Raw genomic sequence first — 12278 nt, 5'->3', positions numbered from 1 at the left:
CTCCGCCGGCCCGGCCGGTGCCGCGCGGCGCTGCGCGTACGCTTCGCCGCATGGTCACCACACGCCCCACCCTGCAAGGCACCTTCGGCATGGTCTCCAGCACCCACTGGCTGGCCTCCTCGTGCGCCATGGCGGTCCTGGAAGACGGCGGCAACGCCTTCGACGCCGCCGTGGCGGCCGGCTTCGTGCTGCACGTCGTCGAGCCGCATCTCAACGGCCCCGCCGGGGACGTCCCCATCATCCTGGCGCCGGCCGGTGGCCGGATACAGGTGCTGTGCGGGCAGGGTCCGGCGCCCGCCGGTGCCACCATCGGCCACTACCGGGACGCGCTCGGCCTGGACCTGGTGCCCGGCACCGGGCCGCTGGCCGCCGTCGTGCCCGGCGCGGTGGACGCCTGGCTGACGCTGCTGCGCGACCACGGCACCAAAAGCCTGGCCCAGGTACTGAAGTACGCCATCGGCTACGCGGAGGACGGCCACCCGGCGGTGGACCGGATCGGTCTCACCGTGGAGTCGGTGCGGGAACTGTTCGAGAAGGAGTGGACGTCCTCGGCGCAGGTGTACCTGCCCGGCGGCGCCGCGCCGAAGGCGGGCGGCATGCTGCGCAACCCGGCGCTGGCCGCCACCTGGCGCCGGCTGCTGAAGGAGGCGGCGGGCCCGGGGCGCGGCCGGGAGGCGGAGATCGAGGCGGCGCGGCGGATCTGGCGCGAGGGCTTCATCGGCGAGGCGATCGCCGCGCACGCCGCCCGGCCCGCGATGGACTCCTCCGGAGAACGGCACGCCGGCGTCCTGACGGGCGACGATCTGACCGGCTGGTCGGCCGGGTACGAGGAGCCGGTCAGCTACGACTGGCAGGGCTGGACGGTGTGCAAGGCCGGGCCGTGGACCCAGGGCCCGGTGCTGCTCCAGCAGTTGGCGCTGCTGGACCCCGGGCTCGACGCGGCGGCGTACGGCACCCCGGAGTACGTCCACACGCTGATCGAGGGCGGCAAGCTCGCGATGGCCGACCGCGAGGCGTGGTACGGGGACAGCGGTGACGTACCGCTGGAGTCGCTGCTGTCCGCGGAGTACAACGCGCGGCGGCGCGAGCTGATCGGCGAGCGCGCCTCGTTCGAGCTGCGGCCGGGGTCGCCCGGTGGCCGCGGGCCGCGGATCGCGGCGGCGGCGCTGGCCGGCGCGGAGCGCTCCGGCGGCGCGCCGGTGGCCGGCTCCGGCGAGCCGACCGTGGACCGCAGCGGGGAGACCCGGGGCGACACCTGCCACGTCGATGTCGTGGACCGCTGGGGCAACATGATCAGCGCCACGCCGAGCGGCGGCTGGCTCCAGTCGAGCCCGGTGATCGGGGAACTCGGCTTTCCGCTGGGCACCCGGCTCCAGATGACGTGGCTGGAGGAGGGCCTGCCCGCCTCGCTGACGCCCGGCCACCGGCCCCGTACCACGCTCAGCCCGTCGCTGGCGCTGCGCGACGGGGAGCCGGTGCTGGCGTTCGGCACCCCGGGCGGGGACCAGCAGGACCAGTGGCAGCTGCACTTCTTCCTGGCGGCGGCGCTGCGCCCGGCGGTGCGCGGCGGGCTGGACCTGCAGGGCGCGATGGACGCCCCCAACTGGCATCAGGACAGCTTCCCCAGCTCCTTCTACCCACGCGGCACCCGGCCGGGCAGCGTCACCGTCGAATCGCGGATCGGCGAGGAGACGATCGCCGAACTGCGGCGGCGCGGGCACGAGGTGACGGTGGGCGGGCCCTGGACGGAGGGCCGGCTGTGCGCGGTGGGCCGCGACCCGGAGCGCGGGGTGCTGCTGGCGGCGGCGAATCCGCGCGGTGCGCAGGGGTACGCCGTGGGCCGCTGAGGCCGGCGGGCACCGGCCGGGAGCCGCCGGTGGCCCGGCCGGGGCCACCCGCGGACCGGGACGTTCCGGGCACGGCGCGCACCGCAGAGAGCGATCGGAAAAGCTCCCGTAGCGCGCAGGTAACACGATCCGTAACACGGTTGGATTCAGTAGCGGCTATGGCAGATGCGCCCATGGCCCAGCGGGAAGCGGCGGCCGGACTGGCCGCGTTCACCGGCGAGCTGCGGAGGATCACCGCCGCGCTCGACCCGGCAGCCGGATGGTACGCGGCCTTCTCCAGACGCGGTCCCGAGGAGTTGGCCGGCTGGCTGGCGGGCCGGGAGCTGCCGCCGTGGGACGTGGTCGCCGATCTGCTCCAGGATCTGGCGGTGCGCAGCGGCACGGGCGCCGCCGAGCACACCGGCGGCCGGCTGCGGGCGCGGTACGAGAGCGCGGCGCGCGCCCTGGACGCGCTGCCCGGCGGCCGGGCAGCGCTGGAACAGGCGCTGGCGGCGGCGGACACGGCGCGGCGGGCCGCCGCCGGCCGCTCCGCGCAGCTGTCCGACGCCCTGCACCTGGCCCGCCGGGTGGGGCAGAACGGCGAGGAGGAGCGGCTGGCCGCGCAGCGGCTGTGGGCCAGGGACGACGAGCACCGGGCGCGGGCCCGGGAGGCCGAACTGCTCGCCCGGCTGGCGGCGCTGCCCGCCCCGCGCCCGGCGGCGCCCGAGCCCGGGACGTCCGGCGCACCCGTGGTGAAGGCGCGGAAACGCCCGCCGCGCGGGGCGCGGTTCGCCGGGATCGAGGCGGAGGACGAGGTGGTGGTGCCCGCGCCGCCGGCCGCCGGTGACGCCGTGGAGCCACCGGCGGCGCCGCCGGGCGGCTCGCGGTTCGCGGGGGCACTGCACGAGTCCCGGCAGGAGCGGCGGCAGCGGCTGACCGAGGAGGACCGGCAGGCGGCGCTGGCGATGGCCGCCCGGCTGGCGGAGCTGCGTGCGGCGAGGGCCAGCGGTCCGGCGCACATCGTGCTGAGCGAGGCCGTCGGGGGCCCGGCGGCACGGCTGCCGGTCATGCTGGAGGCGCTCGAACGCATGGGCCTGGCCTCCGACGTGGCCACCTTGCTGTGGGAGGCGGCGTCGCTGCCGCCGGGACCGCTGGCGGCGGTGGCGGAGGCGCTGGCCGGCGCTGGCCGCGAACGCGACTGCGCCGCACTGCTGCGCCAGGCCGCGGCCCGCCCGGCGGCCGAGGCCGGGGTGATCGCGGCGGAGTTGTGGCAGGCGGGCCGCTCCGAGGAGGCGGTCACCCTGCTGACGGCGCTGGTGGGGGCCCGCTCGGCGGAGGAGGCGGTGGGGGCGACCGTACCCGCCCCCGAGGTGGTGGTCCCGCTGCTGGTGACGGCGGCTCAGGCACTCTCCCCCCGCCACCACTACGCGATCACGAGCGAACTGCGCCGCGCGAACCTGGCCTGACCCGGGCCCTCCCGGACCCCCCAGTAGGCTGGTGATCATGGCTGCTTGGGGGGCGGCGAACCGCCGCGTGCTGGATCGATGGCTCGGACCGCTGGTCTCACTCGCGCTGCTGCTCCCGCTGGCAGGGACGGTGGCGTGGGTCTCCTGGCGCGAGGAGTGCTGGGACGTTCCGACGGAGATCCAAGCCTTGGCCGACGATCCACAGGCCGCCGTCGACTACCTCGTTCCCGGTGCCGACCCCGCTTCCGGATCCGGTGACGCGTCCGGCGTGGGCAGCCGCGTCGCCGAGCTTCTGTCACCGGAGCACTGGACCACCTGCCAAGGGCCGGCGGGACCCGACCTGCTGGGTTCCATCCTGCTGGCTGCCACCACCGGGCAGACCGCGGCGGAACGGTCCGGGCCCGCCGTACCGCACACGCTCCCCATGTCCGTGGTCGTCCACGAGACGGTGATGGTGCTGGGCGCCGAGCGGCCACGGGCCGCGAACCTGCTCCCCTGGCGAGACCCCGGGCCTCAGGTGCCGCCGGGCCTGGAGCCCTATCTGGCGACCATGCTGGCCGCCTATGTGAGGGACGTGAACGACGGGGCGGGAGATTTCTACGCCCTTCAAGAACTGCCCGACGACGCGGGACCGGCCCTCACCCATCCCGACACGGGCGAGTGGCGCCCGGTGTTCCACTACGACAACGACAGCCGGCGGCCGCTCCAACGTCTCCTGGGCCGGATCACGGTCGATCCCGTCGCCTATGCCACGCTGCACGACGCCTTCCGCGCCCACTACGCGGATTATCTGGACCGGTTGACGGTGGACGGGGACGGCGTGCTCCGGGACCCCGAGGACCGGGCTCCCGCCCTCACCTCGTACAACCGGTTCCGCGAACTCACCTACGGCACGACGGTCCTCGCCCAGTTGCGGGCCCTCCATGTCCGGGACGGCAGGATCGAGGACGTGGACGCCTTTGACGAGACCGTCCTGGACTCCTCCCGTGGAGTCTTCAGGACCGGGGCCAGGGCCGGGACCGGGGCCGACACACCGGAGCCGCCCCTCACGGGTGATGTGGCCCGGCGAGCCCCCGACTCCTCTGTGGCCGAGACCGGAATACTCGACGGCCGGCAGCATCTGCTCGGCGTGCTGGCACACTGGGCCGAGGAGCACGGCCTCTCCGAGTCCGATCTCCTCGCCCTCAACGCCGCGCTGGAAGAGGGATACTTCAACGCTGTCCACGACGCCCGGTCCGACTATGCCTACTTCTGAGGCAGTTCCACCCCGGTGCAGCCGCGCCGTTGCGCCTGGTCGGTGGCGAAGGCCGTCAGGACCTCGCGGATCTCGGTCTCGGTGAAGAGATCGTCCCGGTCGTGCACGCGCACCTGGAACAGGGCGTGTTCGCCGTCACAGGTGGCGGTCGCCGTGGCCTGACGAGCATCGGCCGTCAGCTCCCGTTGCTGAGCCGGGGGCAGGTCGTAAACGCCGGACCACTGCCCCAGCGCCACCCGCAGCGACTCGCTCCAGCCCCCGAACCAGCCGTTCACCAGGAGACTGCCGCCCTCGGGCGCGCTCACCTCGCAGAAGCTCGCGGGGCCGGCGTCCGCCGAAGCCTCACGGATGCGCCAGCCCTCCGGCGCTGCCGCTGCGGGGAGCTCCGGGACGATCACCGCACAGGGTGTCGCGGCTGCCGCGACGGGCACGCCACCCTCGTTCCACCCGATCCGGGTGGTGGGCTCCGGCAGGGGGGATGCTCCGCAGCCCAGCAGCTCCGCCGTGGAACGGGTGGCCGTGAGCGCGACGGCGAGCAGGTCGTCGGTGGTGCGCGTGCCGAGGAGGTCGGTCCCGTCGCTCCCCGTGTACTCGGTCCTCACCAGCGCACTGCGCGACCGTCCGGCGGCATCGGTGCCGAGGTCCGGGCAGGGCAGCAGCAGGACGATCGCCGGCCGGAGGCGCCAGCCTTCGAGGAGTACCCCGGGCAGCGTGTCGGGGAGCGGCAGCCAGCGTTCGCGCGTCGGATCCTGCAACGCCTCGCGCAAGGCGTACTCCACATCGTCCGGCTCGACGACTGCCTGGACCGTGAGCCAGGGGACGGAACCACCCGAATCCGCCGCCCGCGTCAGGGTGCAGGTGTACCGCCCCAGATCCGGATGGTGGGACAGCCGCTGGCCGACCGTCTGCGGCCCGTCGGGCAACGCCGCGACCTCGTCCCCGTTGAGCACTCCCGCGCACGGCTGTTGCCTGGCCAGATGTCCGGGTGCCGCTGTTCCGGCCGCCGAGCTTTGCAGCGCCGCCAGCAGCATCACCAGCACTCCGAGCGATATCCACCGTTCCCGCGCCCAGCCCCGCAGTTCCCGCCCCAGCGACCGCACCGGCATGCCCCCGATCTCCGTGTTCGCGATCTTCCTCGCCCCAGTGTGCCGTGTCACGGAGGTCTGCTCCCGGCCGGGTGCGAGCGCGTGCTGCGGTGCTGGAACCGCCCGGCACCCCCAGTAGGCTGCTCGGCATGGCTGCTTGGGGGGTGGCGGGGTTCCGTCGCGGGGTGGGGCGCGGGATCGGGCCTGTGGTGTCGCTGGCGTTGCTCGTGCCGATGGGGGTGGCACTGTGGCGGGCGGAGCCGACGCGTACCTGCTGGGACGTTCCGGAGGAGATCGCCGCGCTCGCCCATGACCCGCGGGCCGCCACCGCCCATCTCGACCCGGGCCCCGACACGGGCAACGGTACCGGCGCGGTGGCCGACCTGCTGGCGCCGCGGCACTGGGTCACCTGCGCGGGCCCCTCGGGCCCCGAGCTGCTCGGCTCCATCCTGGTGGCCGCCACCACGGGCCAGACCGTGGACGATCAGGACGGTCCGGCGGTCGTGCACACCGAGGCCATGGCGTCCGTGCTGTACGACATCGTGGAGGTGCTCGGCGCGCCCGGGGACGACGCGGTCCCACCACCGCGCCTGCGGCCCTGGGACGACCCCGAACCCGTCGTTCCGGCGGGCCTGGAGCCCTATGTGGCCACGGTGCTGGCCGCCTATGTGCCGGACCTGGTCGATCCCCAGTTCTCGGACCTGCCCCTGCGGGCCATGCCCCGCAGCGACGGCACAGGAGAGGCCCGGTCGTTGTTCGCGTCCGCCGGTGCGCGGGTGGTCGAGACCGATGCGGCAACCGGAGCGACCGGCGAGTCCTGGGCATCTCCGCTGCCCACGCTCATGGCCCGGATCGCTTCCCATCCGCAGGCCTTCGCCATCCTGCACGACGCCTACCGCGCCTACGCCGCGCACTACCTGGACCAACTGACGGTCGGCGAGCACGGTGAACTGAACGCCGGGGTCGGTGACGCGCCGGGCCCGGTCAACTTCGATCCGTTCGAGGAGATGACGGCCGGTCTCGCGGAGCTGGACCACCTGCGCGGCCGGTTCTTCGCGGACGGCACCGTCGAGGATCCCGCCGCCTTCGACACCGCCGTGCGGGAACACAGCCGGGGCACCTTTCTGGCCGTCGCCGATCCGCCCGCGCTGCCCGTACTCGCCGGTGATCTGGCCCGCCGCTCACCGGCCCCCGTGACGGATGCAGACGCCGTGTCGATTCTGGACGGGCGGGAGCATCTCTTGGCGGTGTTGGTGCGTTGGACGGGACTGCGCGAGCTTCCGGAGAGCGAGTGGGTGCCACTGCGGGCCCTGCTGACGTACAGCTATGCCGACGCCCTGTATCTGCACCGGATCCTCTACCCCTGAGCGGGAGGCAGCACGGGCGGCTCGCATCCTCGCCGGGACGCCTGGTCCGTGGCGAAAGCGACCACGATCGCCCTCAGCTCCTCCTGGGTGAACACGTCGGGACCCAGCCGCGCGACGCGTGCCTCGAAGTACGCGAACTCACCGTCACAGTAGGTGAACGCGCTCGCCACCGTGCGCTCCGTACTCGGCAGCCAGTACGCGGAGAGCGGCGCGGGCTGCCCCCGGGACTCACCGTCCGGCGCTGCCATCCAAGGGCGGATCGCGTTCCGTGTCTCGGCCCACGACCCGTAGGAGGCGCTGACCACCAGCACGTCGCCGGCGCTGCCGAAGGGCGCGGCACAGACGCCGAACGGGCCGGTGTCCGAGGCCGCCTCGTGGATGCGCCAGCCGCCGTCCGGAGCGTCCTGCGGCAAGTGCGGGATGATCGCCCCGCAGGCGGACTGCGGTGCCAGCAGTGCCGCGGGGGTCCCCTCGGGATGGCGGCGGATCGGCTGCTCCGGGAGCGGCACGGGCGCCCCGTCGCAGCCGGTCATGACGGAGGCTGAGTTGGCCGCGGCCACAGCGGCGCGCAGCAGTTGGTCATCCTCTCCCCGCGACCGGGATGTCTCCAGGGTCACCAGCATCCGGCGGTCCGGCGCGGCGCAGGGCGGCAGGAGCACGATCCGGAATGCCGTCGGTTTCTCCTCGAAGAGCATCCCCGGCACGCCGTGCGGCAGCGCCGCCCAGCGACTGGACGGATCCCAGCTGACGGCCCTGAGCAGCCCGGCGTCCACATCCTCGGGCCGGCCGCTGACCGACAGACTCAGCCACTCCTCCTGTCCGCCCGCGCTCTCGCGCAGCAGGGTGCAGGTGAGCCGGTGCAGGTGCGGGGTGTGGGCGAGGCGCTGGGAGCGGACCTCGTCCCAGCCGGACATGGCGCTCAGCTCCGCGCGGGGCAGAAGCCCCGCGCAGGGCTGGAGACGGACGGCGTCGGCGGCGGTGAACCGTCCGCCGGTGCCGGTCTGCAGGCCGGCGAGCAGGATCACCACCAGGGCGATCGCGATCCAGCGTTCCCGTGCCCAGCGGCACAGTTCCCGTGCGCGTCCCATGGCCCCCGCCCCCGATGCGGCCTCGTGTCCCGTCCCCGACCTGCCTCAGTGTGCCCTCCGCCACGGGACGCTGACGCTCCGGGGTGGCGGGTGGCGTGTTTCGATGGGGGCATGATCGATGAACAGCTCGCCAAGAAGGTGGAAGAGGCCGTCCGCACCGTCGCCGCCGAGGAGATCATGCCGCGCTGGCGGCGGCTCGCCGCCGATGAGGTGGAGACGAAGTCGGCGCCGCACGATCTGGTCACCGTCGCGGACCGCCGGGCCGAGGAGCGGCTGACGGAGATACTGGCGGAGCTGCTGCCGGGGTCCGTGGTGGTGGGCGAGGAGGCGGTGGCGGCCGACCCGGCCGTGTACGGGGCGCTGGCCGGTGACGCGCCGGTGTGGATCGTGGATCCGGTGGACGGGACGCGGCAGTTCGTGGAGGGGGACGAGGGCTTCTGCACGCTGGTGGGGCTGGCCCACCGGGGGGTGCTGGAGGCGTCGTGGACGCACGCTCCGGCGCTCGCGCTCACCGCGCACGCCCGGCGCGGGGTGGGGGCGTTCGTGGACGGGGAGCGGGTGTTCGCCGGTTCGCCTGAGCCGGGCAGGCCGCTGACGGTGGCGCACGCGCATCCGAACTACACGTCGGAGGAGGAGAAGCGGGTGCTGGCCCGGCTGGAGGTGGCGGGTGTCGCGCCGCGCGAGTGCGGGTCGGCCGGCCTGGAGTACGTGCGTGTCGCCCGTGGCGAGCTGGACGCGGTGGCGTTCAACTGGGAGTCGGCCTGGGACCACGCGGCGGGGCTGCTGATGGTGCTGGAGGCCGGAGGGACGCACGAGACGGTGGCGGGGGTTCCGTTCGCGATCGCGGGCGGCAACGCACTGCCGTTCACCGCGGCGCGGGACGAGCTGACGGCACGGCGTATTCTCTCCTTGCTGAACGGAGCGTGAACTCACCGGCGAGGGGAGCCGTAACGTGCCGACCATGCGGGACGCGGTGGTGGTGGGGGCCGGCCCGAACGGGCTGACCGCCGCCGTGGAACTGGCCCGACGGGGGATGTCCGTCGAGGTCTTCGAGGCCAAGGAGACGGTGGGCGGCGGGTCGCGCACCGAGGAACTGACGCTGCCGGGCTTCCGGCACGACCCCTGCTCGGCGGTGCATCCGATGGGTGCGGGATCACCGGCATTCAAGGCGATGCCACTGGAGCGGTACGGCCTGGAGTGGCTGCACGCGGAGCTGGCGCTGGCGCACCCGTTCCCGGACGGCAGTGCGGCGGTCCTCGCCCGTGAGGTGGGGGTGACGGCGGCTTCGTTCGGGCCGCGCGACGCGGAGGCGTACCGGCGGCTGATGGCCCCGTACCTGGGCCGCTGGGACACGCTGGCCGGGGACTTCCTGAAGGTGCCGTGGGACGGGCTGCCCCGGGGGCCGCTCACGCTGGCCCGCTTCGGGCTGACGGGTCTTCAGCCGGCGGCGTGGGTGGCGCGCACCCGGTTCCGGGACGAGAAGGCACGGGCGCTGTTCCACGGTCTGGCGGCGCACGTGATCTCGCCGGCCGCCACGACGCCGGCGACCACCGCGATCGCGATGGTGTTCGCGCTGGCGGCGCACGAGGGCGGCTGGCCGATCGCCCGGGGCGGCTCGCAGTCGATCGCGGACGCGCTGGCGGGTTATCTGGCGGCGCTGGGCGGCACCGTGCACACGGGCGTCGAGGTGCGGCGGCTGGACGAGCTTCCGCCGGCCAGGGCGTACATCTTCGACACCTCCCCCACGGCGATGGCGCGGATCGCGGGCCTTGGGCAGGCGTACCCGCGGTTCCGTTACGGGGCGGCCTCGTTCAAGATCGATTTCGCGATGGACGGTCCGGTGCCGTGGACGGCGCCGGAGGCGCACCGCGCGGGGACGGTGCATCTGGGGGCGACCAGCGCGGAGATCGAGACGGCGCTGCGGGCGGCCACGGTGCGGGGGGAGGCCCCCGAGGTGCCGTTCATGATCACCTCGCAGCCGACGCTCCTCGACCCGTCCCGGGCGCCGGCCGGCAAGCACGTCTTCTGGGCGTACGGCCATGTGCCCAACGGCTGGGACGGGGACCTGACGGAGGCGCTGGAGGCGCAGATCGAGCGGTTCGCGCCGGGCTTCCGGGACCGGGTGTTGGCCCGTGCGGTGGCGGGCCCGGCCGAGCTGATGCGGCGCAACGCCAACTACGTGGGCGGGGACACCGCGTGCGGGGCGTTCAGCGGTCTGCAGACGATGTTCCGGCCGCGCCCGGCGTGGTCCCCGTACACCACCGCGCATCCGGCGGTCTTCCTGTGCTCGCAGGCGGCGTGGCCGGGGCCCGGGGTGCACGGGATGTCGGGGCACAACGCGGCGAAGGCCGTGTGGCGGCGGCTGCGGCAGCGCTGAGGGGAGGACGGGGCGGCCAGGTGGCCGCCCCGTTGTCTCACTGGTCCTGCGGCGGGTTCTCGGGAGGCCGGCCCGTGCCGTCCTGCCGGTCGAGCACATTGCCGGCGGTCCGGCGCAGCCGCCAGTGCCGTGGACCGCGGGTGCGTTCCTCGACGGCCTCCCCGACCATCGTGCGTACGGCCTCGCGCAGCCCGTGCAGCGGCATGTGCCGGGGGGCTCCGGCGCCGGGGTCGGTGCGCAGTTCGGTCACCAGCGCCCAGCACATCGCGAGCATGACCACCACGAACGGCAGGGCCACCAGGATGGTGCCGGAGCGCAGCGAGTCCAGGCCGCCGGCCACCAGCAGGACGGCGGCCACCGCGCCCATCAGCACGCCCCAGGCGACGACCAGCCATTTGCGCGGGTGCAGGGCGCCCCTGCTGGTGAGGGAACCCATCACCAGGGAGGCGGAGTCGGCGCTGGTGATGAAGTAGAGCATCACCAGGATCATCGCGACGAAGGCGGTGAGGGTGCCCAGCGGCAGCGCGTCCAGCAGCGCGAACAGGGCGGCCTCCTCACCGCCGTTGTTCACCTCGCCCGTCAGGTCGGCGCCGCCGGTGGAGTCGATGCGCAGGGCGCTGCCGCCCAGGATCGAGAACCAGAGGATGGAGGCGCCGGAGGGGATGAGCAGCACCCCGATGAGGAACTCGCGGATGGTGCGGCCCCGGGAGATCCGGGCGATGAAGGTGCCCACGAAGGGCGCCCAGGACATCCACCAGGCCCAGTAGAAGATGGTCCAGGTGCCCAGCCAGTCCTCGCTGCCGAACGCCCCGGTGCGTGAGGAGAGCACCAGCAGTTCTTCGAGGTAGACGCCGACACCGGCCGGGACGACGCCCAGGATGTACACGGTGGGTCCGACCACGAAGATGAACAGCGCGAGCGAGATGGCCAGCACGATGTTGATGTTGCTGAGCCATTTGACGCCCTTGTGCAGCCCGCTGAAGGCGGAGATGACGAAGGCGGCGCCGAGCGCGCCGATGATGATCATCCGCAGGGTGAGGGTGTCGTCGATGTCGGTGGTGATGTTGAGGCCCTTGGAGACCTGGAGGGCGCCGAGCCCCAGACTGGTCGCGGTGCCGAAGACGGTGGCGAAGACGGCGAGCAGGTCGATGAGCCGGCCGGGCCAGCCGGCGCTGAGCCGGGAGCCGATGAGCGGGACGAAGACGGCGCTGATCTGGTTGCCGCGCCCCTTGCGGAAGGTGGCGTACGCGAGGCCGAGTCCGGCGACGCCGTAGATGGCCCAGGGGTGCAGCGTCCAGTGGAAGAAGGAGTACTCGAGGGCCGCGCGGGCGGCCTCGGGACTGCCGGGCTCGATGTCGCCGAAGGGCGGCGGGTCGGCGAAGTGGAGCAGGGGTTCGCCCACGCCGAAGAACATCAGGCCGATGCCCATGCCGGCGGCGAACATCATGGCGATCCAGGACAGGGAGGAGAACTCCGGCTCGTCGTCGTCGCGGCCGAGCCGGATCCGGCCGAAGCGGCTGAAGGCGATGACGAAGCAGGTCACCAGGAAGACGTTGCCAGCGATGATGAACAGCCAGGAGAAGTTTCCGAGGACCCAGTTCAGGGAGTGGTCGGTGACGGAGGAGAAGTTGTCCTTGCCGAACGCCGCCCAGGCCACCACCCCGAGCACGGCGGCCATCCCGATGACGATGACCGTGGCGTCGGGTGGCGGGTCGGGCCGTCTCCGCTCCCCGGTCCCGGTGTCCGGGGGCTCGGGCGGGGAGTGCGCATCCGTGGTCATAGTGCACCACTATGTGGTGAATCACCGCGTTCAC

The 12278-nt window shown here is 73.6% G+C and carries 9 protein-coding genes; 6 read left to right on the top strand and 3 right to left on the bottom strand.

The genetic code is table 11. From position 1 onward, the window contains the following. Nucleotides 1–50 precede the first annotated feature (50 nt). From ACTFAP_RS24635 to ACTFAP_RS24625, 3 genes are all read left to right on the top strand, one after another. Nucleotides 51–1847, top strand: a complete 1797-nt coding sequence (locus ACTFAP_RS24635; RefSeq protein ID WP_495682368.1) for a gamma-glutamyltransferase — start codon at nt 51–53, stop codon at nt 1845–1847. Nucleotides 1848–2005: 158 nt separating this feature from the next. After that, nucleotides 2006–3292: a hypothetical protein gene (locus ACTFAP_RS24630; protein ID WP_495682367.1), complete on the top strand. Its 1287-nt coding sequence runs from the start codon at nt 2006–2008 to the stop codon at nt 3290–3292. Nucleotides 3293–3329: 37 nt separating this feature from the next. After that, complete coding sequence (locus tag ACTFAP_RS24625) at nt 3330–4547, top strand: hypothetical protein (protein ID WP_495682366.1); 1218 nt, start codon at nt 3330–3332, stop codon at nt 4545–4547. Here ACTFAP_RS24625 and ACTFAP_RS24620 read toward each other — a convergent pair. Then, nucleotides 4538–5704, bottom strand: a complete 1167-nt coding sequence (locus tag ACTFAP_RS24620) for a hypothetical protein (RefSeq protein ID WP_500467412.1) — start codon at nt 5702–5704, stop codon at nt 4538–4540. The two genes, ACTFAP_RS24625 and ACTFAP_RS24620, sit on opposite strands and share 10 nt — an antisense overlap. A 77-nt stretch (nt 5705–5781) precedes the next feature. On the opposite strand from ACTFAP_RS24620, the gene ACTFAP_RS24615 reads away from it, so the two are divergent. After that, nucleotides 5782–6999, top strand: coding sequence for a hypothetical protein (locus ACTFAP_RS24615; RefSeq protein WP_500467411.1), 1218 nt, complete (start codon nt 5782–5784; stop codon nt 6997–6999). Here ACTFAP_RS24615 and ACTFAP_RS24610 read toward each other — a convergent pair. Beyond that, nucleotides 6990–8087: a hypothetical protein gene (locus ACTFAP_RS24610; RefSeq protein WP_500467410.1), complete on the bottom strand. Its 1098-nt coding sequence runs from the start codon at nt 8085–8087 to the stop codon at nt 6990–6992. The two genes, ACTFAP_RS24615 and ACTFAP_RS24610, sit on opposite strands and share 10 nt — an antisense overlap. Nucleotides 8088–8198: 111 nt before the next feature. Here ACTFAP_RS24610 and ACTFAP_RS24605 point away from each other — a divergent pair, with 111 nt between their 5' ends. Both ACTFAP_RS24605 and ACTFAP_RS24600 read left to right on the top strand, forming a co-directional pair. After that, on the top strand, nt 8199–9014 hold the full coding sequence (locus ACTFAP_RS24605) for an inositol monophosphatase family protein (RefSeq protein WP_495682362.1): 816 nt from the start codon (nt 8199–8201) through the stop codon (nt 9012–9014). 25 nt (nt 9015–9039) lie between these two features. Then, nucleotides 9040–10464 (top strand): FAD-dependent oxidoreductase, encoded by a 1425-nt coding sequence (locus ACTFAP_RS24600; RefSeq protein ID WP_495682361.1) that lies wholly within the window; start codon nt 9040–9042, stop codon nt 10462–10464. 37 nt (nt 10465–10501) lie between these two features. Here the strand turns inward: ACTFAP_RS24600 and ACTFAP_RS24595 are convergent, their stop codons facing one another. Further along, a complete protein-coding gene (locus ACTFAP_RS24595) occupies nt 10502–12244 on the bottom strand; it encodes a BCCT family transporter (protein ID WP_500467409.1) in 1743 nt (580 codons plus the stop codon). Nucleotides 12245–12278 lie beyond the last annotated feature (34 nt).

The organism is Streptomyces sp. PH9007, from assembly GCF_059813725.1.
This window is presented reverse-complemented; position numbering and strand designations above follow the sequence as displayed.

Excerpts from the sequence above, each read along its gene's own strand:
- ACTFAP_RS24635 (WP_495682368.1), top strand. The coding sequence starts at position 51 with ATGGTCACCACACGCCCCACCCTGCAAGGCACCTTCGGCATGGTCTCC.
- ACTFAP_RS24630 (WP_495682367.1), top strand. The coding sequence starts at position 2,006 with ATGGCAGATGCGCCCATGGCCCAGCGGGAAGCGGCGGCCGGACTGGCC.
- ACTFAP_RS24625 (WP_495682366.1), top strand. The coding sequence starts at position 3,330 with ATGGCTGCTTGGGGGGCGGCGAACCGCCGCGTGCTGGATCGATGGCTC.
- ACTFAP_RS24615 (WP_500467411.1), top strand. The coding sequence starts at position 5,782 with ATGGCTGCTTGGGGGGTGGCGGGGTTCCGTCGCGGGGTGGGGCGCGGG.
- ACTFAP_RS24610 (WP_500467410.1), bottom strand. The coding sequence starts at position 8,087 with ATGGGACGCGCACGGGAACTGTGCCGCTGGGCACGGGAACGCTGGATC.
- ACTFAP_RS24605 (WP_495682362.1), top strand. The coding sequence starts at position 8,199 with ATGATCGATGAACAGCTCGCCAAGAAGGTGGAAGAGGCCGTCCGCACC.
- ACTFAP_RS24595 (WP_500467409.1), bottom strand. The coding sequence starts at position 12,244 with ATGACCACGGATGCGCACTCCCCGCCCGAGCCCCCGGACACCGGGACC.